Source organism: Pseudomonas sp. GW821-FHT01E05 (assembly GCF_059422425.1).
This window is the reverse complement of the sequence record NZ_JBWKWW010000004.1, coordinates 156777-177572: the sequence shown is the minus strand read 5'-3', so window position 1 is coordinate 177572 and position 20796 is coordinate 156777. Positions and strand designations below refer to the sequence as shown.

Below are 20796 nucleotides of genomic sequence, written 5' to 3'. Positions count from 1 at the left end.
CCAACGAGTGCTGCCCGCCATGGAAATCAACCCGATCCTTAACAGTATCAAGGACCTGTCCGAGCGCTCCGAAACTATTCGGGGGTATCTTTGACTACGATCAAAAGCATGAGCGTCTGACCGAAGTCAATCGCGAGCTTGAAGATCCGAGTGTCTGGAACAACCCTGAATACGCCCAGAATCTAGGCCGCGAGCGTTCCTTGCTGGCCCAGATCGTCGATACCCTCGATGAAATGCACAGCGGTCTGGCCGATGCCAAAGACCTGTTGCTGATGTCTGCCGAGGAAGAAGACCAGGCGGCTGTAGACGACGTTGCCGCTGAAGTGGAGCGTCTGCGCGAATCCCTCGAGAAGCTCGAATTCCGCCGGATGTTCAGTGGCGAGATGGACGCCAATAACGCGTACCTGGACATTCAATCCGGTTCCGGCGGCACCGAAGCCCAGGACTGGGCCAATATCCTGCTGCGCATGTACCTGCGCTGGGCGGATAAACGCGGTTTCGAGGCGACCATCATGGAACTGTCCGCCGGTGAAGTTGCCGGGATCAAAGGCGCGACCGTGCACATCAAGGGTGAATACGCCTTTGGCTGGCTGCGTACCGAAATCGGCGTGCACCGTCTGGTGCGCAAGAGCCCATACGACTCCGGCAACCGTCGTCACACCTCGTTCTCGGCAGTTTTCGTCTCGCCGGAAATTGATGACAACATCGAAATCGACATCAACCCGTCGGATTTGCGGATCGATACCTATCGCTCCTCCGGTGCCGGTGGTCAGCACGTAAACACCACCGACTCGGCTGTACGTATTACCCACGTACCGACCAACACCGTGGTCAGTTGCCAGAACGAACGTTCCCAGCACGCCAACAAAGACACCGCGATGAAAATGTTGCGGGCGCGCTTGTACGAGCAGGAAGTGCAGAAACGCAACGCCGCCTCGCAAGCCCTGGAAGACACCAAGTCGGACATCGGCTGGGGTCACCAGATTCGCTCGTACGTGCTCGACCAGTCGCGGATCAAGGATCTTCGTACTAGCGTCGAACGCAGCGATTGCGACAAGGTGCTTGACGGTGATATCGACGAATACCTGGTGGCAAGCCTCAAGCAAGGGCTGTAAAGCAGCCATACATGATCACTGTGCAGCTGCGGTGATCATGTAGGAGCATGGGGGGACGCCTAGTCCTTGCCCGCGAACCCTGCCGCAAGGCAGGGGCAACGAACCTGTGATGGAAAATTTAAAGACATGAGCGACCTACAACTCGACCCGCAAGCCCTGCAACAGGAAGAAAACTCCCTGATCGCCCTGCGCAAGGAAAAGCTTGCTGCCGAGCGCGCCAAGGGCCAGGCCTTCCCCAACGACTTCCGCCGCGACGCCTACTGCGAAGACTTGCAGAAGAAGTACGCGGACAAGACCAAGGAAGATCTGGCAGAGGCAGCGATCCCGGTCAAGGTGGCCGGTCGTCTCATGCTCAATCGTGGTTCCTTCATGGTGATCCAGGACATGTCCGGGCGCATCCAGGTCTACGTCAACCGTAAAACCCTGTCGGAAGAAACCCTGGCCGCGGTCAAGACCTGGGACCTGGGCGACATCATTGCCGCCGAAGGCACCCTGGCCCGTTCCGGCAAAGGCGACCTGTACGTTGAAATGACCAACGTGCGCCTGCTGACCAAGTCCCTGCGCCCGCTGCCGGACAAGCACCACGGCCTGACCGATACCGAAACCCGTTATCGCCAGCGCTACGTCGACCTTATCGTCAACGAAGACGTGCGTCAGACCTTCCGCGTGCGTTCGCAAGTGATCGCGCACATCCGCAGCTTCCTGATGAAGCGCGACTTCCTCGAAGTCGAAACGCCGATGCTGCAGACCATTCCGGGCGGCGCTGCGGCCAAACCGTTCGAAACCCACCACAACGCCCTGGACCTGGACATGTACCTGCGCATCGCGCCGGAGCTGTACCTCAAGCGTCTGGTGGTCGGCGGTTTCGAGCGTGTGTTCGAGATCAACCGCAACTTCCGTAACGAAGGCGTTTCGACCCGGCACAACCCCGAGTTCACCATGCTCGAGTTCTACCAGGCCTACGCTGACTACGAAGACAACATGGACCTGACCGAAGAACTGTTCCGTGAACTGGCGCAGCTGGTTCTGGGCAGCACCGACGTGCCTTATCAGGGCAAGGTGTTCCACTTCGGCCAGCCGTTCCAGCGCATCTCGGTGTTTGCTTCGATCCTCAAGTACAACCCGGAAATCACCGCCGCGGACCTGGAAAGCATCGACACGGCCCGTGCCATCGCCAAGAAGGCCGGCGCCGACGTCAAAGGCTTCGAAGGCCTGGGCAAGCTGCAAACCATGATTTTCGAAGAGCTGGTGGAGCACAAGCTGGAACAGCCGACCTTCATCACCGAATACCCGTTCGAAGTGTCGCCGCTGGCACGTCGCAACAACACCAACCCGAACGTCACCGACCGTTTCGAGCTGTTCATCGGAGGCCGCGAAATCGCCAACGCCTACTCCGAGTTGAACGACGCGGAAGACCAGGCGGAGCGATTCCAGGCCCAGGTGGCCGACAAGGACGCCGGTGACGACGAAGCCATGCACTACGACGCCGACTTCGTTCGTGCGCTGGAATACGGCATGCCACCAACTGCCGGTGAAGGTATCGGTATCGACCGTCTGGTGATGTTGCTCACCGACGCTCCGTCGATCCGTGACGTGATCCTGTTCCCGCATATGCGGCCGCAAGCATAAGTGTTATGAATAAGAAGCCGCCTACATCAGGCGGCTTTTTATTGTCTGTGTGGAACTGACGTACTTCTAATTCATAGTGATGTGAGAGGAATATCTGTCGTGAATGGTGCAATTGCTCTAGAAGGTGCAGCTGGAATCGCCACTGCGGTCGCTGAAAGTGTTCAGTACCAGGGCCGCAAGGCCAGCCGACAGGGAAGCGAGCAGCGCCGACAGGTTATTCTCGATGCCGCGATGCGTATCGTCGTGCGTGACGGCGTGCGTGCGGTGCGTCACCGCGCAGTGGCTGCCGAGGCCGATGTGCCGTTGTCGGCGACTACTTACTATTTCAAGGATATCGATGACCTGCTCACCGATACCTTCGCTCAATATGTGGAGCGCAGTGCAGCCTACATGGCCAAATTCTGGGCCAATAGCGAGGGCTTGCTGCGCGAGATGGTCGCTTTCGGTGACGGCAGCCGGGAGTCTCGTTCACAACTGGCTGACGACATTGCCCGGTTGACCGCCGACTATGTGCAGCGCCAATTGCACAACCGCCGTGAACACTTGATGGCCGAGCAGGCATTTCGCCAGGAGGCGCTACTCAACCCGCGTCTGGCGCTGTTGGTGCGTTCGCATCAGCAAATCCTCCTACAGGGCACTTGCCATTTTTTCCAGGTATTGGGTTCCCGTGAGCCACAACAAGATGCCAAAGTGTTGACGGCTATAATCGGACGGATGGAATATCAGGGCCTGCTCAATGACGCGGAACCAGCGGCCGAGGAAGAAATGCTCGGTATCCTTACGCGTTACATGCATTTGGTGCTGGCCTCCGTGTGACGACCGCGGTGTTCAAAGGAGTGTTGAATGAAGTCCTGGCGTGAGGTCGTGATCGCCATGTCGTTTCTGCTGCTCAGTGGCTGTCTGGTGAGTGTCAAGCAGCCACTGCCGGCTGATCAGGCGGCACCTGCCGCGTTGCTCGGCAAATGGACGAGCAAGAACGTCTGGGGCGGGGCGCTCAACCTTGAGCTGAGCCGCGTCGCGACCAATCGCTACAAGGCTGTCAGCTACCCCAAAGGCGAGCCGAAACAGCGCGAGGCTTATGACTTCACCGTTTCCCGCCATGGCAGCCGCTGGTACTTGTCGGCGGCGGTGCCGGATCAATTCGGCGGCCACTTCACTATCGCCGGTTTCGAGTTGACCGATAACCATGAATTGGTGGTCTACAACCTGGACCTGGAGCAGATTCGCCAGGCGCTGGGGCAAGAGGCCTTGAGTGGCGAGCCGTTTGAAACCAAAGAAGGCGATGGTGTTCTGATCAGCAACCCGCTGGAACAGGTGTTCGCCTATCTGGATGATCCCGCCAACTCTGACGTATTCGTCGAGGCGGCGCGCTTCCAGCGTTTGGGCAAGTAAACGCGGCATAGAACGTTATCAATAGGAGTTTCGGGTGGACGATTACCAGCAGACGATACGCACTTTGTCCGATCGCATAGTGCTGGCGCAAACACCAATCCGCGTACTGGATGCGGTCAAGTGGGACGAGAACATCCGCAAAGGATTCCTCAAGGCCAAAGGCAAGGAAATGCCTGCCGTCGACCGTGACTACTACCTCAATCGCCCACTGTCGTTCGACTCCAGTGCGGTGAAGCTGGAGTTCCAGAACATCGAGCGTGACATCACCCGTCAACTGGGTCAGTTCAACCCGGTCGGGCAGATCATGCGGCGTATGTGCAAGGAATACCGCATGGTGGTGCGCATGCTCGAAGCGCGCGGCACCGAAGATTTCGGTCTGATCTCCCAAGAGCTTTATGGCGCGGCGTCCGACGCCTTCCATGCCGGTGACCCGACCCTGGCCGACCTGGGCCTGATGCTCTCCGATTATCTGAACAACATCGACGGCCGTGGCGACCTCAAGGACGAACCCAAGACCTTGACCTCCAAAGAGGCTGTCCATCTGCTGCAATGCCGCTTGAACAAAGTCTTTGGCGAAGCCGAGGACACCATTCGGGTATTCGAGTCCGACGGGATCGTCGCTGACGCGGCAGCCGGTGCCGACTACATCAAGATCCGCACCGATGCGATGTTCAACAACCGTGACGTGCGCGCTTTGGAGGTCCATGAGGGGCTGGTACACGTCGGCACCACGCTCAATGGCCTGAACCAGCCGATCTGCACCTTCCTGTCCAAGGGCCCACCGTCCTCGACCGTGACCCAGGAAGGCCTGGCGATCCTGATGGAAATCATTACCTTTGCTTCCTATCCAAGCCGCCTGCGCAAACTGACCAACCGCACCCGCGCTATTCACATGGTGGAGGAGGGGGCGGATTTCTTGCAGATCTTCGAGTTCTTCCGCGAACAAGGCTTCGAGGCGGAGCAAAGCTATAGCAATGCCAGTCGGGTGTTCCGCGGATCAGTGCCTAATGGTCTGCCATTTACCAAAGACTTGTCCTACCTCAAGGGCTTTATCATGGTTTACAACTACATTCAGTTGGCCGTGCGTAAGGGCATGCTTGAGCAAATACCCTTGTTGTTTTGTGGCAAGACCACTCTGGAAGACATGCGCACCTTGCGCCAGTTGTTGGACGAAGGCTTGATCGTACCGCCCAAGTATTTGCCGGACCAGTTTCGTGACATGAACGCTTTGTCGGCCTGGATGTGCTTCTCCAACTTCCTCAATCACTTGAGCCTGGACCGGATCGAGGCGGACTACTCGAATATCCTGTAACAACACACCATTGCATTGATCGTTCCCACGCTCTGCGTGGGAACGATCAGATGTCCCACCATTTTTTGCGAGGTTTCAAACGGATGAGAATCCTCGGCATTTTTTGTCTGTTACTGACCTTGAACGGCTGCAGCTCCTTGCTGTTCTACCCCGAACCCGGTCTGCCGTTCACTCCGCAAAAAGCCCGACTGCAATACCGCGACGTCACCCTGACCACGGCTGATGGCATCAAACTGCACGGTTGGTGGCTGCCGGCCAAGGCTGGTGTGGCGCTCAAAGGCACAGTGCTGCATCTGCACGGCAATGGCGGCAATCTGGCCTGGCACCTGGGGGGTAGTTGGTGGCTGCCGAAGGAGGGTTATCAGGTGCTGCTGGTGGACTATCGCGGCTATGGCCTGTCTGAAGGTGAGCCGCGGCTGCCGGAGATTTATCGGGACATCGACGCAGCATTCCAATGGCTGGACAAGGCCCCTGAGGTTCAAGGCAAACCGCTGGTGCTTCTCGGTCAGAGCCTCGGTGGTGCGCTGGCCGTGCACTATTTGGTCGAACATCCCGAGCGCCAGCACCAGCTCAAGGCGCTCATTCTTGACAGCGTGCCGGCCAGTTACCGTGATGTCGGGCGCTCCGCCTTGAGCACCTCCTGGCTGACCTGGCCGTTTCAGGTGCCATTGTCCTGGCTGGTGCCGGACGCTGACAGCGCAATCAACGCCATGCCGCAACTGCGCGGTGTACCGAAATTGATCTACCACAGCATCGATGATCCGATCGTGCCTCTTTCCAGCGCTATCCGTCTGTATCAAGCTGCGCCGCCGCCCAGGGTGCTGCAATTGACCCGCGGAGGTCATGTGCAGACCTTTGCCGACCCGATCTGGCGAAAAGTCATGCTGCGCTATCTGGATGACCCGCAGCATTTCAACGGCCTGCGCCGGCTGGGCGAAATCCCGAATTACCCGCTACCCCCGAATTCAGAAGTTGAACCTCCAGAGAGTCCGCAATGAGTGAAGAACGTAACGCCATCCCCCTCATCATCACCGGTATCTGCAGCATCCTCGGCACCGTGGCATGCCTGTGGTACTACGGCTACCTGCACTTCGCCAAACCGGAAGATGCGCTGCTTTTGAACGATTTCACCATGCTCAAGACGCAGCCAGGCGAGGATTACAAAATCTCCCTGGAGCCCGCTGCTGAAGTGGCGCAATGCGTTGATGGTGTGCTGGTGCTGTTCGACACCGAGCAGAAAGGCTTGACCGGCGTGTTGGTCAATAACAAGAAGAAGGCTGTGCGCTGCATGGGCCAGGAGACGCCGCAGCTGGAGCAGTGATGTTACAGTCAGCCATAAATCCGGAATCCTTAACAGATTCCGGATTTATGGCAGTGAATTACGCCGTATGCCAGGTGATCTCTTCTTCACCATCAACGCTGATGCGAATCCAGCGATCAGCCGTTTCCTCGCCTTCATCCTCAACCCAGCTACCCGGTGCGCAACGCACCTCGACGTTCAACGCGGCGAAAGCGGCGCGAGCGCAGGCGATGTCGTCGTCCCATGGGGTCTGGTCGCTATCCAGGTGCAGGCTGTTCCACTTGCCCACAGCCTTCGGCAGCCAGGTTACCGGCACGTTGCCGGCCTTGCATTTGTAAGTCTGGCCTTTCTGCACCCAGTCGGTGCAAGGGCCCAGAGCCGTGCCGAGCCAGGCCGCAATGGCCTTGTGATCAACGTCGGCGTCTTTCAGGTAAATCTCGATATCGGGTTGGCGCATGGATGTCCTCACTGCGGGTCTGAAAAATCCATTCGCGGATTTAGTCGGCCTCAAGACTAATGCTCAAGACCATAAATTAATGGGTTATTGAAGAACGAAGTAATCGTAGCGCATTGATACGCTGACCTCGAACGGCTCGGCCTGTTCGATGACATTCGCCCGGCGTTCGGCACTGGCACGCCAGCCGTGGGGCGTCATTGCCAGCAGGTTGGCGCGGTCCTGGGGCGCGACCAGGCTGAGTTTGAAGTCCAGGGTTTCACTGTGTTGCAACTGCATGCCTTCTGGTACCAGGGCCAGATGCTTGTCGTCGGCGTAATCGCGGACTTCGTCATACAGGCGCTCGCGTAATTCCATCAAGTGACCGCTGGTCGGTCCGACGCGCATCAAGCCACCACCGGGGCTGAGCAGGCGCTTGGCTTCCTGCCAGTCCAGAGGGCTGAAGACGCTGGCGAGGAACTGGCAGCTGGCATCGGCCAAAGGTACGCGGGCCATGCTGGCGATCAACCAGGTCAGCTTCGGATTGCGCCGGCAGGCGCGTTTCACTGCTTCGCGGGAGATATCCAGGGCGTAACCGTCAGCGTTGGGCAATCCTTCGGCGATTTGTGCGGTGTAGTAACCCTCACCACAACCGATATCCAGCCAGCGCTGTGGCGCACGTTCGGCGGCCAGTTCGGCAAGGCGCCTGGCCACCGGTGCGTAATGGCCGGCGTTAAGGAAATCACGGCGCGCTTCGACCATGGCCTGGTTGTCGCCGGGATCGCGGCTGTTCTTGTGCTGCACCGGCAGCAGGTTCAGGTAACCCTGGCGCGCGCGGTCGAAGCGGTGCCCGACGGGGCAGACCACTCCATTGTCGACCGCGCTCAGCGGCGCGGTGCAGATAGGGCAGGTGAGCATCAGGCGAGCAACTTGATCAGGGTCTGGTAGTAGATTTCGGTCAGTACATCGAGGTCGCTGGCGAGCACTCGCTCATTGACCTGATGGATCGTCGCGTTGACCGGGCCCAATTCGACCACTTGGGTGCCCATGGTCGCGATGAAGCGCCCGTCGGACGTGCCGCCGCTGGTGGAAGCCTTGGTTTCACGGCCGGTAATGGCCTTGATGCTGTCCGATACGGCATCGAGCAACGCGCCCGGTTCGGTGAGAAACGGCAGACCGGACAGCGCCCACTCCACGTGCCAGTCCAGGCCATGCTTGTCGAGGATATCGGCGACCCGCTGTTGCAGGCCTTCGACGGTCGACTCGGTGGAGAAACGGAAGTTGAACACGGCAACCAGATCACCCGGGATCACGTTGGTCGCACCGGTGCCGGAGTTCAGATTGGAGATCTGGAAGCTGGTAGGCGGGAAGAAGCTGTTGCCATTGTCCCAATGCTCGGCGGCAAGTTCCGCCAGTGCCGGGGCAGCGAGATGGATCGGGTTCTTCGCCAGGTGCGGGTAGGCCACGTGACCTTGCACACCGCGTACAGTGAGCCTGGCTCCGAGGGAGCCGCGACGACCGTTTTTCACCACATCACCGACCAGGGCGGTGCTCGACGGCTCGCCGACGATGCACCAGTCCAGACGTTCCTTGCGGGCAACGAGGCGCTCGATCACCGCTTTAGTGCCGTGATGAGCCGGGCCTTCTTCGTCACTGGTGATCAGGAAGGCCACCGAGCCTTTGTGATCCGGGTAGTCGCTGACAAACCGCTCGGCCGCCACGGTCATGGCGGCCAGGCTGCCTTTCATGTCGGCCGCGCCACGGCCGCAGAGCATGCCGTGTTCGTCGATCAGTGCGTCGAATGGGTCTGTCTGCCAGGCTTGCACCGGGCCGGTCGGGACCACGTCGGTGTGGCCGGCGAAGCACAGCACCGGGCCTTCGTGTTTGCCGTGGGTCGCCCAAAAGTTATCCACATCCTCGATGCGCATTGGCTCCAGCTTGAAGCCGGCATCGCCCAGGCGCTGCATCATCTGCTTCTGGCAATCGGCGTCGACCGGCGTGACGGAGGGACGGCGGATCAGGTCGATGGCCAGTTGAAGGGTCGGCGAAAGGTCGGCGTGGGCCGTCATGTAATAACTCCGAAAGCATTTGTGTGGGAGCGGGCCGGGCGGCGTTCCGCTTGCCCGCGAAGAACGATGATGAGGTTTGTCTGTTACACCGAGTCGCTTCAATCGCGGGCAAGGGCTCGGCGCCCCCCCCTGCTCCTGCGGTCGTGGGGCTGGGCGCGCAAAATGGTGGATATCTTAAAGCAAAACGGCGACCAGAGGCCGCCGTTTAGTTGTTTGCGCAGATTTAGGCGGCAGGTGCCGGCTCTGTCTCTGGCGCAGGTTTTGGCAGTGAAGACAGGAACGCCATGATCAGCGCGGCCAGATACGGCAGCGACTGCACCAGCAGCATGGTCACCCAGAAGCGCATGTCGTTGCTCGGTATGCCCTGCACCAGGAATATCCCCAGCGCCGCGCCCCACAACAGCAGCATGATGAACATCTCTTCACGGGCTTCCGAGATCGCCACCCAAAAGCCGTGGTTGTCGGCATTTTTCGGCGTACGGAAGAACGGAATACTGCTGGTGAAGAAGCCGTACAGCACCGCCTTGGCAATGGTGTGGGACAACGCCAGACCCGCCAGTGCCGCCGCGAACGCATCCTTCATGTCGACCCCGACCGCACGACGGTAGAGGAAGATGATCTTGCCGACCTTGAACACGAACAACGCCAATGGCGGGATCGCGAAAATCAACAGCGGTGGATCGACTCGTTGCGGCACGATGATCATCGCCGCCGACCACAGCAGAGCGCCGACAGTGAAGAAGATGTTCATGCCGTCCGCGACCCACGGCAACCAACCCGCGAGGAAGTGATAGCGCTGGCCACGGGTCAGTTCGGTGTCTTTACCGCGCAACAGGCTTGCGGTGTGACGCTTGATGATCTGAATCGCTCCGTAGGCCCAGCGGAAACGCTGTTTCTTGAAATCGATAAAGGTATCGGGCATCAGGCCCTTGCCGTAGCTGGTGTGGTAATACGCCGCCGACAGACCTTTTTCGAATATCCGCAGACCCAACTCGGCGTCCTCACAGATGCACCAGTCGGCCCAGCCCAGTTCTTCGAGCACCGAACGGCGGGTCATGGTCATGGTGCCGTGCTGGATGATCGCATCACGGTCGTTACGAGTGACCATGCCGATGTGGAAGAAGCCTTTGTATTCCGAGTAGCAGAGCTTCTTGAAGGTGCTTTCGTTCTGGTCGCGATAATCCTGCGGTGACTGCACCACGGCGATTTTCGGGTCGGCGAAATGCGGCACCATGTGCTTGAGCCAGTTCGGCTCGACGCAGTAATCGGAGTCGATCACCGCGATGACTTCGGCGTCCGGCGCGGTGCGCGGAATCAGGTAATTCAGCGCGCCACCCTTGAAGCCGGCCAGTGGCGCGACGTGGAAGAACTTGAAGCGCGGGCCGAGCGTCTCGCAGTAGGCCTGTACCGGTTCCCAGACTGCCGGGTCCTTGGTGTTGTTGTCGATGATCAGGACTTCGAAGTCCGGATAGTCGAGGTTGGCCAGCGCATCGAGGGTCTGTTTGACCATCTCCGGCGGCTCGTTGTAGCAGGGCACGTGGATCGAGACTTTTGGACGGTAGTCGGAATCGCCCACCACCGGCAGGAATTCGCGCCGGCGTTTTTGGGTCCAGACCGCTTCGGCCAGTTCGTGGGCCTCAGTCAACAGCACGATAAACACCCCGAGCGCACCGAGGGCGAGCAAGAAGCCTACCGTCAGGCTGAACCAGGTGCTGTATTGCTGGCTGTAGTCGTAGCCGATCCACACCAGCACCGAACCGCAAAGGAACGCGACAAAGGTCAGGAAGGTGCGGCCACGCTGACGCAGGGCCGAACCGTCGATCATCAGCAGGGTCAAGGACAACAACGCCAGGACGACCGAGCCGATGGCCAGTACTCGCCATTGCGGAATCGCAACCACCGGGCCTTCAAAGTTGAATTTCTGCTGACGCGCGGCGTTGTAAACGCCCCAATACGCACCTACCGAACCTTCGTCGCTGGCTTTCCATGGCTGGTCAAACGCTTCGATCACGAAGTAGTTGAAGCCCTGGCGGTTGAGCTTGTTCACCAGCGTGCGCAGGTAAATAGCCTGGTCAGCCGGGGTCGCATCAGCACCACCGCGCATGCGGCCGTTGCTCGGCCAGCCCACTTCGGACAGCAGCAGCGGCTTTTTCGGGAACATCTTTTTCAGGTCACGGGCACGGTCCAGGACGAACTGACCGGCCTTGTCCATCGGGATGAACTCCCAATAAGGCAGGACGTGGGCCGCGATCAGGTCGACGTGCCTGGCCAGCTCCGGATGTTCTTCCCAGACGTGCCATTGCTCGGACGTGGTGACCGGAACCTTGACGGCCGCGCGTACGCGATCAAGCAGAACGCTCAGTTCCTTGGCGGTGATTTCCTTGCGAAAGATCGCTTCGTTGCCTACGACGACGCGCACAACACTGCGTGAGCTGTTGGCGAGTGCAATGGCACGGGTGATTTCGCGCTCGTTACGCTCTTGATCCGGGCTGATCCAGATCCCCAGGGTTACCCGCAGGCCGAACTCTTCAGCCAGCTTCGGGATGTCCTCAAGCGTGCCGTCGACCGAGTAGGTACGGATGTTGTCGGTCAGCTTGCTCATGATCTCCAGATCACGACGCATTTCATCGTCGGATGGGTACTGGTCTTTCTGTGGGTACTGCCCTTGCTGGAACGGCGAGTAAGAAAAACCGGAGATCTGTTCAGGCCAGTTGGGGGCCGTGACCGGGCGATTGATCAGCGCCCAGAAACCGGTGAATAGCGCGGCGATTGCCAGAACCACCACCAGATTGAGTCCAAATTTACGCGATGACATAGAGATTTCGGGTTCCAAAGGGTGTGGAACGAAGGAACTGTTGGCAGGTGCCAAACGGCGCGCATCCTACACTGACCTTCAACTTACCGTACAGCATGTGAAGAGAAGGTCGCCGTTGGGCAACGGCTCTTCACTTAAGTTCTTATCGGCTGTTTTTGTAGCTCAAATAACCGCGCTGATTAGCCTGTTGAAGCAGGCTTGGCCACCGTTCATAGCGCAAAGGTGCTCTTGGCCAGCATCGGCCCTATAATGCGCGCCGGTTTTTGGGGTAATGGTCATGAGTACAGAAGATCCGCGGTTTGCTGGCGTTGCCCGTTTGTACGGCATCGAAGGTCTGGAGCGCTTGCGTGCGGCCCATGTGGCGATCGTCGGGGTCGGCGGAGTTGGCTCCTGGGCGGCGGAAGCTATCGCCCGTTGCGGGGTCGGTGAGATATCGCTGTTCGATCTGGACGATGTTTGTGTCAGCAACAGTAATCGTCAGTTGCACGCATTGGACAGCACCGTCGGTCAGGCCAAGGTCGAGGTGATGGCTGAGCGCTTGCGCGGGATCAACCCAGCCTGCACGGTGCATGCCGTGGCCGACTTCGTCACTCGCGAGACCATGGCCGAGTACATCACACCAGACATCGATTGCGTAATCGACTGCATCGACAGTGTCAACGCCAAGGCGGCGCTGATCGCCTGGTGCAAACGCCGCAAGATTCAGATCATCACCACCGGCGGCGCCGGGGGGCAGATCGACCCCACGCTGATTCAGGTCTGTGACCTGAACCGTACCTTCAATGACCCTCTGGCATCCAAGGTCCGCTCCACCTTGCGCCGTGATTACGGCTTCTCCCGCACAGTGACCCGCCATTACAGCGTGCCCTGCGTGTTTTCTACGGAACAACTGCGTTACCCGAAACCAGACGGCAGTATTTGCTTGCAGAAGAGTTTTGTCGGCGACGGCGTGAAACTTGACTGCGCGGGCGGTTTTGGCGCCGTGATGATGGTAACGGCGACCTTCGGCATGGTCGCCGCGACCAAGGCTGTGGACAAGATTGTTGCCGGGGTACGGCGGCCGGCGGATCGGGTCAAACCTGCCTGATAGATCGTTCCCATGCTCCGCGTGGGAATGCAGCCCGTGACGCTCTGCGTCACAAGAGCGGACGCAGCGCGTCCATTGAGGCATTCCCACGCAGAGCGTGGGAACGATCATCAGTACCCAGCCAACTCCCGCATCCTCTGCAATACGGCATTCAAGCCATTGCTGCGCGATGGTGACAACTGCCGGGCCAGGCCCAACTGGTTGAACCAGTCCGGCAAGTCTACCTGCTGCAAATCCTCTGCAGACAAACCGTTGACCCGTACCAGCAGCAACGCCACCAAGCCACGAATCAACCGCGCATCGCTGCTGGCGGTGAATTGCCAATGGTCGTCCTGCAACGTACCCAGCAACCAAACCTGACTTTCACAGCCCTGCACCCGATTGGCCTCGGTCTTTTCCACATCGCTCAAGGTCGGTAGTCGATCGCCCCACTGCATCAGCAGGCGTGCTCGCTGTTCCCATCCGGCGGCGCTCTGAAAGGTTTCCAGTGCCGTCAGCGCTTCGGCGGGCAAACTCATCGCAACAACTCCAGGGCTTGATCCAGCGCTTCAAAGAAGCGCTCCAGGTCTTCGGAGTCGTTGTACAGTGCCAACGACACCCGAATCGCTCCCGCAAGACCCAAGCCTTTGAGCAACGGCATCGCGCAATGATGGCCGGCGCGTACGGCAATTCCTTGTTCGGTCAGCAGATGCGCGAGGTCAGAGTTGTGCACGCCCTCGACGACAAAGCTGGCCAGCGCCACCTCAGGTTTGCCCAGCAGGCGAATGCCTTTGCGCGCATGCAAACCTTGCAGCAGATAGGCATGCAATGCGGCCTCATGGGCGTTGACCGCATCCAGATCGAGCCCGCTCAGGTAATCGAGGGTCGCACCGAGGCCGATCACACTGGCAATCGGTGGTGTTCCGGCTTCGAAACCGAGCGGGGCGGGTCGGAAGGAGGCGTGCCGGTAGTCCGCGTTTTGCACCATTTCGCCACCGAACTGCCAGTGGCGCAATTGGTGCAGCGCCTCACTGCGGCCGTAGAGCACGCCGAGGCCGTCCGGTCCGTAAAGCTTGTGGCTGGAAAATACATAGAAATCGCAGCCCAAAGCCTGCACATCGTGTCGCCCATGGACAACACCTTGAGCGCCATCGACCACGGTCAAGGCACCATGGGCCTTGGCCATCGCCAAAAGCGCCGGCAACGGCTGCCAGGCGCCGAGTACGTTGGACAACTGGCTGACCGCCAGCAGGCGAGTACGCGGGCCGATCAGGCTTGCCGCGGCATCGAGATCGATCAAGCCGTCGGCGTCCAATGGCAAGACGATCAGCTCAAGGTCGCGACGCAGGGCCAGCTGTTGCCAAGGCAGCAGGTTGGCGTGGTGTTCCAGGGCGCTGATGACAATTTCATCACCGGCATTGAATTGGTGTTCCAGACCATAGGCCAGGAGGTTCAGCGCGGAGGTCGCGCCGTGGGTAAAGATGATCTGCCCGCTTTCGCCTGCACTGAGCCAATGCGCGACCTTGCTGCGGCTATCTTCGAACGCCTGAGTGGCGTGGGCGCCGGGCAGGTGTTGGGCTCGATGGACATTGGCCGCGCCATTGGCGTAGTAGTGCGTCAGGGCGTCCAGCAGGGCTTGGGGTTTTTGAGTGGTGGCGGCGTTATCCAGATAGGTCTGGTCTTGCCGTTGCAATGCGGCGATGGCCGGGAAATCGGCGCGCCAGGCAGAGGGCACAAGCATGGTGGTCAAGACTCGTTTGAGCCTGTCGGATGCTGATTATAAGCGCCCGACAGGCTCCGTTGGCATCGAGTCGCTGCTTAGTTGTGAGCGTGCAGCGCTTCGTTCAGTTCGATGGCCGACTTGTGGGTTTTGCACTCCACGGCACCGGTCTCCGAATTGCGGCGGAACAACAGGTCAGGCTGGCCAGCCAGTTCACGGGCCTTGAGCACTTTGACCAGCTTGTTGTTCTCGTCCAGCAGCGCCACTTTGGTACCAGCGGTCACGTACAGGCCGGACTCGACGGTGTTGCGATCGCCCAACGGAATGCCGATACCGGCGTTGGCGCCGATCAGGCAGCCTTCGCCGACCTTGATCACGATGTTGCCGCCGCCCGACAGGGTGCCCATGGTCGAGCAACCGCCGCCCAGGTCCGAACCCTTGCCGACGAACACGCCAGCCGAAACGCGACCTTCGATCATGCCCGGGCCTTCGGTGCCGGCGTTGAAGTTGACGAAACCCTCGTGCATCACGGTAGTGCCTTCGCCGATGTAGGCGCCCAGACGAATCCGCGCGCTGTCAGCCAGCCGCACACCGCTCGGTACCACGTAGTCGGTCATTTTCGGGAACTTGTCTACCGAGAATACTTCCAGCAACTCGCCACGCAGACGGGCTTCGAGTTGATGCTCGGCGAGTTCCGCGAGGTCGATCGCACCCTGGCTGGTCCAGGCGACGTTCGGCAGCAGCGGGAAAATGCCGGCCAGGTTCAGGCCGTGAGGCTTGACCAGACGATGGGACAGCAGGTGCAGTTTGAGGTAGGCCTCAGGGGTGGAGCTCAATTGCGCGTCTTCTGCCAGCAACGTGGCGACCAGCGGCTTGTGGCTTTCGGCCAGGCGGGTCAGCAATGCGGCTTGCGCGGCGTCGATGCCTTTGAGTGCTTCAGCCAGTTGCGAAGCCTGGGCAGTGCTGAATGCGATGGCCTGATTGCCTTCGGTGTAACCCAGAATCGGGACAATAGCGGCGACCAGTTCGGCCGACGGATTGAGCAGCGGCTGGGCGTAAAACACTTCCAGCCACGCGCCTTGACGATTCTGGGTGCCGACACCGAAGGCCAGGCTGAACAGGGTAGTGGACATGGGATTACCTCTACAAAATTGAACGGGCTGGCTTACTTGAGCGCTGCCGCGTAGATATCTGGCTTGAAGCCAATCAGGGTTCTGTCACCGAGATCGAGCACCGGGCGCTTGATCATCGAAGGTTGTGCGAGCATCAGTTCGATGGCTTTCGTCTGGTCGAGATCGGCTTTGCGTTCGTCGTCGAGTTTGCGAAAGGTCGTGCCTGCGCGGTTCAACAGCACTTGCCAGCCGTGCTCATCGCACCACTGGGTCAGGTGTTCTCGGTCAATTCCGGCCGCTTTGTAATCATGGAATTCATAGCTGGCAGCGTTTTCATCGAGCCAGGTGCGCGCTTTTTTCATGGTGTCGCAAGCTTTGATGCCGAAAAGGTGCAACGTTTTGCTTGAAGCGGTCAAGGAATTGCCCCCCTTTGGAGATGCTGGAAACGAAAGGTGACGGATTATGCCACGACCGGGCAGGTTCGGCGTCGGCTGCGGCCGAGCTTTGTCGCAATGTATTACAGATTTCCGGGCCCGTTGCGGCATTGGTGCGGCGGTCAGCCAGCAGCTTAGACGACTAATGTGGCACTTCAATGGCGAACAGTTGCCAGGCGGGTGCCATTCGCATTCGATTGATTGGCAATCGCGCTTCAGAATCGCCGGTTGCGGCACGGTACCCAGCCCTTGCAATGGCGCAGCGCGCGGCCAGCCGGAGGAAGTCTCTGATGCGCTGGTTTGGCTGCTCTAGGGCGACGTGCTGCGAGAGGTGGCAGTTCAAGTCATGCTGTGACGCTATCGCGAGCAAGCTCGCTCCTGCAAAAAGCGCGATTCATTGCAGGAGCGAGCTTGCTCGCGATCGGCCGCTTACTTGCGACGCTGAATGAAGTCGCGAATCCGCTCGGCGGCTTCAACGCATTCGGCCAGCGGCGCAACCAGTGCCAAACGTACACGTCCGGCGCCTGGGTTGAAGCCTTTGACTTCACGGGACAGATACGAGCCTGGAACTACGGTTACATGTTCTTCGGCAAACAGCTGGCGGCAGAACTCGGCGTCATCGCCCTCAACATTCGGCCACAGATAGAAGCCACCATCCGGGCACTGCACATCGAGAACCGGGCTCAGAATTTCCAGCACCGCATCGAATTTTTCCCGGTACAGCGTTCGGTTGGCGCGCACGTGCTCTTCGTCGTTCCAGGCCGCGATGCTTGCGAGCTGCGTCTGAACCGGCATGGCGCAACCGTGGTAGGTGCGGTACAGCAGGAAGGCTTTGAGGATCTCGGCGTCACCGGCAACAAAGCCGGAGCGCAGGCCAGGCAGGTTGGAACGTTTGGACAGACTGTGGAATACCACGCAGCGCTTGAAGTCCTTGCGCCCCAGTGCCACGCAGGCGCTGAGCAGGCCGGGCGGTGGCGTCTGTTCATCAAAATACAGTTCGCTGTAGCACTCGTCGGCAGCGATCACGAAGTCGTACTCGTCGGCCAGAGCGATCAGCTTTTTCAGGGTTTGCAGTGGGATCAACGCGCCGGTCGGATTGCCCGGAGAGCACAGGAACAGAATCTGGCAGCGCTGCCAGACATCGGCCGTTACCGCGTCGAAATCCGGATTGAAGCCGTTTTCGTCCAGGCAAGGCAGGTAATGCGGCTTGGCCCCGGCAAGGAAGGCTGCACCTTCATAGATTTGATAGAAGGGGTTCGGGCTGACGATCAGTGCTTCATCGCTGCGGTTGACCACCGTCTGGGTGAAGGCGAACAGCGCCTCGCGCGTACCGTTGACCGGCAGAATATTACGGGCAGGGTCGAGCCAGCCGTCGGGGACGCTGAAGCGCCGTTCGCACCAATGAGCAATTGCTTCACGCAGGGCTGCAATACCCAGAGTGGTCGGGTAGACCGCCATCTGATCCAGGTTGCTGGCCAGGGCTTGGGCGACAAAGTCAGGCGAGCGATGTTTAGGCTCGCCGATGGACAGGGCAATCGGGCGTTTACCTGCTGCGGGCTGAACAGTGCCGAGCAGGGCGCGGAGTTTTTCGAACGGGTAGGGCTGCAACTGGTTCAGAGCGTTGTTCATTGCTGGCGGATCTCACTCAGGTCATGGCGCGCGACTAGAAGCTCAGGCGCGACAGTTCGATATTCGGTTCGTGGCTGACGCTCAATTGTTCAACGATGGCGTCCTGCAAGCGGCTGCACAGCTGCGGGTCGGACAACGGTTGGTTGTTTGCGTCGGTGATGAAAAATACGTCTTCCACGCGTTCGCCGAGGGTGGCGATCTTGGCGTTCTGCAGCGACAGATCGAACTCGAGGAAGATTGTCCCGATCCGTGCCAACAAGCCGGGCCGGTCCGGAGCGCTCAGCTCTAGGACAGTCACCGGACGCTGGGCGTCGTTGTGGATGGTGACCTGTGGCGGGAAAGCGAAGTGCTTGAGCTGGCGTGGCACCCGTCGCTGAATGATGGTCGGGTAGTCAGCCGGATTGCGCAGGGCTTCGGTCAGGCCGTCACGGATCTGCTTGACGCGCAGAGGGTTGTCGCCGATGGAGTCGCCATCGGTGTCGAGGACGATATACGTGTCGAGGGTGAACTGGCTGCTGGAGGTGATGACCCGGGCGTCGTGAATGTTCAGGTTGAGCTGGTCCATTGCCGCCACGGTCACAGCGAAGAAGTCGTGCTGGTCTGGCGCGTAGATGAAGATCTGCGTTCCGCCCTCGAATTCTCGCTGTGTGGTTTCCTTGATCAGCACCAAGGGGCCGCCGTCGGCGGGCTGTTGCAGGATCGCATCGCTGTGCCAGGCCACGTCGCCAGCGGTATGGCGTAGGAAGTAATCGTCGCCCAGTTGTGCCCAGAGCTGTTCGACGTCATCCGGATCGGTGCCGCTGCGTACCAGGATGTCCAGGGCAGCGCTCTGGGTCTGGCGAATCTGCTGTTCACGATCCACCGGATTTTCCAGGCCGCGGCGCAAGGCACGCTTGGTCTCGGTGTAGAGCTGACGCAGCAGGCTCGCCCGCCAGGAGTTCCACAGGGTCGGATTGGTCGCATTGATGTCGGAGACGGTCAGCACATACAGATAGTCGAGCCGGGTCTGATCGCCAACGATTTGTGCGAAATCGTGGATAACCTGCGGATCGGACAGATCCTTGCGCTGGGCGGTGGTCGACATCACCAGGTGGTTCTGCACCAGCCAGACAATCAGTCGGCTGTCCCACTGCGGCAGCTGATGGCGTGCGCAGAACGCCTCGGCATCTACTGCGCCAATGTCCGAGTGATCGCCATGCCGACCCTTGCCGATGTCGTGATACAGGCCGGCCAGGTAGATCAACTCGGGTTTTGGCAGCTTGCCCATGAGTTTGCTGGCTAGCGGGAATTTTTCGGAAGCCTGGGTGTACTGCAGTTTACGCAGGTGTTTGATCAGGTTCAGGGTATGGGCGTCAACGGTATAGATGTGGAACAGATCGTGTTGCATCTGGCCGACGATAAAGCCGAATTCCGGTAGATAGCGCCCGAGAATGCCATAACGGTTCATTCGCCGCAGATTGCGGTGGACGCCGATCTCGCACTTGAACAATTCGATGAACAGGCTGGTATTGCGGATGTCATGGCGGAATTCGTCGTCAATCAAGTGACGGTTTTCCCTCAACAAGCGGACGGTATCGGCGCGAACTCCTTTAATCTCCGGGTGCTGAGCCATCAGCAGGAAGATCTCCAGCATCGCGAATGGCGTGCGTTTGAAGACATTGACGTTGGTGACTTCGATGTAGCCGTCATGCAGCTGGAAACGCGAGTTAAGCGGCTGCGAGGGCGCTTCATCTTCTGATGCGAGAATGATTTCCTCGAAGTGCTGGATGATCAAGTCGCTGAGCTGGGCAATGCTCATGACCACCCGGTAATACTGCTGCATGAAGCTTTCGATAGCCTGCTTGGCGTCATCCCCCGCGAAGCCCAGCAACCCGGCTATCGAGCGCTGGTGATCGAACAGCAGGCGGTCCTCGGAGCGTCCGGCCAGCATGTGCAAGGCGTAACGGACCTTCCACAGAAATTCCTGGGATGAAGCCAGCAGGGTGTTCTCGCTCTCCACCAGGAAGCCCTCGCCAGCCAGTGCACGCAAGTTCAGCGTGCCGTACTGGCGGCGGGCTACCCAGAGAATTGTCTGGATATCCCGCAGGCCACCGGGCGAGCCTTTGACGTTGGGTTCCAGGTTGTATTCGGTATCGTTGTATTTGTGGTGGCGGGCCTTTTGCTCGGCACGTTTGGCCAGAAAGAAGTCCTTGCTTGGCCACATATGAGCGGTACTGGTGACCTCCAGCATGCGCTGGCGCAAACGCTCGGGGCCAGCAATGGTGCGGCTTTCCATCAGGTTGGTGATGACCGTCAGGTCGGCGCGGGCCTCTTCGGCACATTCATCCACCGAACGCACGCTTTGCCCGACTTCCAGGCCAATATCCCACAGCAACGTCAGAAAACGTTCGATGGAATCGCGGAAAGTCTCGTGATCGGCGCTGTCGAGCAGGATCAGCAGGTCGATGTCGGAGTAAGGGTGCAGCTCGCCGCGACCATAGCCGCCGACCGCGACCAGCGCGATGTCGGCGTCTTCGTTCCAGTTGAACTGCTCCCAGGCCTTTTGCAGGATGTTATCGATGAACCAGGCGCGATCCTCGATCAGTCGACGGATATCCCGACCGGCGCGAAAGCGCTCGTCGAGCGCCTCGCGGGCCTGGCGAATAGCTTTCTTGAAGGCCGCAATCGGGCTTGCCTTCAAGGCCAGTTCAGCCTGGAACTGACCGCGGTCGAAGAGTTCGGGATCCACCTGCGGCATCGATTGGCTTTCCTTTCTTTATGTAGGGGCAGA

Annotated in this window: 18 protein-coding genes; 8 read left to right on the top strand and 10 right to left on the bottom strand. The window is 59.5% G+C overall.

From position 1 onward, the window contains the following. Positions 1-19 precede the first annotated feature (19 nt). The 7 genes from prfB to AC07W5_RS10040 all read left to right on the top strand — a co-directional run bounded on the left by prfB (position 20) and on the right by AC07W5_RS10040 (position 6769). Positions 20-1115 (top strand): peptide chain release factor 2 gene (gene prfB, locus AC07W5_RS10070; RefSeq protein WP_494992537.1). Its coding sequence is split into 2 segments (ribosomal slippage): positions 20-91 and positions 93-1115, totalling 1095 coding nucleotides; the frame shifts between segments, so codons are not numbered across the junction. Between the two features lie 126 nt (positions 1116-1241). Next, on the top strand, positions 1242-2744 hold the full coding sequence (lysS, locus tag AC07W5_RS10065; protein WP_494992538.1) for a lysine--tRNA ligase: 1503 nt from the start codon (positions 1242-1244) through the stop codon (positions 2742-2744). 111 nt (positions 2745-2855) lie between these two features. Beyond that, a complete protein-coding gene (locus AC07W5_RS10060) occupies positions 2856-3560 on the top strand; it encodes a TetR/AcrR family transcriptional regulator (RefSeq protein WP_494992767.1) in 705 nt (234 codons plus the stop codon). Between the two features lie 27 nt (positions 3561-3587). After that, complete coding sequence (locus tag AC07W5_RS10055) at positions 3588-4136, top strand: hypothetical protein (RefSeq protein WP_494992539.1); 549 nt, start codon at positions 3588-3590, stop codon at positions 4134-4136. A gap of 34 nt (positions 4137-4170) precedes the next feature. After that, complete coding sequence (locus tag AC07W5_RS10050; protein ID WP_494992540.1) at positions 4171-5448, top strand: flavohemoglobin expression-modulating QEGLA motif protein; 1278 nt, start codon at positions 4171-4173, stop codon at positions 5446-5448. A gap of 83 nt (positions 5449-5531) precedes the next feature. Further along, positions 5532-6446, top strand: coding sequence for an alpha/beta hydrolase (locus AC07W5_RS10045; protein ID WP_494992768.1), 915 nt, complete (start codon positions 5532-5534; stop codon positions 6444-6446). Beyond that, positions 6443-6769 carry a PA3694 family proteiin gene (locus AC07W5_RS10040; protein WP_494992541.1) on the top strand — a complete coding sequence of 109 codons (327 nt, stop codon included), beginning with the start codon at positions 6443-6445 and terminating at the stop codon, positions 6767-6769. The genes AC07W5_RS10045 and AC07W5_RS10040 overlap by 4 nt, the downstream gene beginning before the upstream one ends. A 58-nt stretch (positions 6770-6827) precedes the next feature. Here AC07W5_RS10040 and AC07W5_RS10035 read toward each other — a convergent pair whose 3' ends face one another. The 4 genes from AC07W5_RS10035 to AC07W5_RS10020 all read right to left on the bottom strand — a co-directional run bounded on the left by AC07W5_RS10035 (position 6828) and on the right by AC07W5_RS10020 (position 12065). Next, positions 6828-7205 (bottom strand): hypothetical protein, encoded by a 378-nt coding sequence (locus AC07W5_RS10035; protein WP_495010310.1) that lies wholly within the window; start codon positions 7203-7205, stop codon positions 6828-6830. 84 nt (positions 7206-7289) lie between these two features. Continuing rightward, a complete protein-coding gene (locus AC07W5_RS10030; RefSeq protein WP_494992543.1) occupies positions 7290-8099 on the bottom strand; it encodes a putative RNA methyltransferase in 810 nt (269 codons plus the stop codon). Then, positions 8099-9250: a succinyl-diaminopimelate desuccinylase gene (dapE, locus tag AC07W5_RS10025; protein WP_494992544.1), complete on the bottom strand. Its 1152-nt coding sequence runs from the start codon at positions 9248-9250 to the stop codon at positions 8099-8101. Before dapE ends, AC07W5_RS10030 begins: the two co-directional genes overlap by 1 nt. 223 nt (positions 9251-9473) lie before the next feature. Next, positions 9474-12065, bottom strand: a complete 2592-nt coding sequence (locus tag AC07W5_RS10020) for a glycosyltransferase (protein ID WP_494992545.1) — start codon at positions 12063-12065, stop codon at positions 9474-9476. 277 nt (positions 12066-12342) lie between these two features. On the opposite strand from AC07W5_RS10020, the gene tcdA reads away from it, so the two are divergent. Next, the gene (tcdA, locus tag AC07W5_RS10015) at positions 12343-13152 is read left to right on the top strand and encodes a tRNA cyclic N6-threonylcarbamoyladenosine(37) synthase TcdA (protein WP_494992546.1); all 810 of its coding nucleotides are present in this window, start codon (positions 12343-12345) and stop codon (positions 13150-13152) included. 110 nt (positions 13153-13262) lie between these two features. Here the strand turns inward: tcdA and AC07W5_RS10010 are convergent, their stop codons facing one another. From AC07W5_RS10010 to AC07W5_RS09985, 6 genes are all read right to left on the bottom strand, one after another. Continuing rightward, positions 13263-13670, bottom strand: coding sequence for a SufE family protein (locus AC07W5_RS10010; protein ID WP_494992547.1), 408 nt, complete (start codon positions 13668-13670; stop codon positions 13263-13265). Then, complete coding sequence (locus AC07W5_RS10005) at positions 13667-14872, bottom strand: aminotransferase class V-fold PLP-dependent enzyme (protein WP_495023275.1); 1206 nt, start codon at positions 14870-14872, stop codon at positions 13667-13669. Before AC07W5_RS10005 ends, AC07W5_RS10010 begins: the two co-directional genes overlap by 4 nt. Before the next feature lie 77 nt (positions 14873-14949). Then, entirely contained in the window at positions 14950-15984 is a 1035-nt protein-coding gene (gene dapD / locus AC07W5_RS10000) for a 2,3,4,5-tetrahydropyridine-2,6-dicarboxylate N-succinyltransferase (protein ID WP_495023274.1), read from the bottom strand. A gap of 32 nt (positions 15985-16016) precedes the next feature. Next, complete coding sequence (locus AC07W5_RS09995; RefSeq protein WP_494992550.1) at positions 16017-16325, bottom strand: arsenate reductase; 309 nt, start codon at positions 16323-16325, stop codon at positions 16017-16019. 501 nt (positions 16326-16826) lie between these two features. Beyond that, complete coding sequence (dapC, locus tag AC07W5_RS09990) at positions 16827-18026, bottom strand: succinyldiaminopimelate transaminase (protein ID WP_494992551.1); 1200 nt, start codon at positions 18024-18026, stop codon at positions 16827-16829. 34 nt (positions 18027-18060) lie between these two features. Further along, positions 18061-20763, bottom strand: coding sequence for a [protein-PII] uridylyltransferase (locus AC07W5_RS09985; protein WP_495010314.1), 2703 nt, complete (start codon positions 20761-20763; stop codon positions 18061-18063). Between the last annotated feature and the right edge of the window lie 33 nt (positions 20764-20796).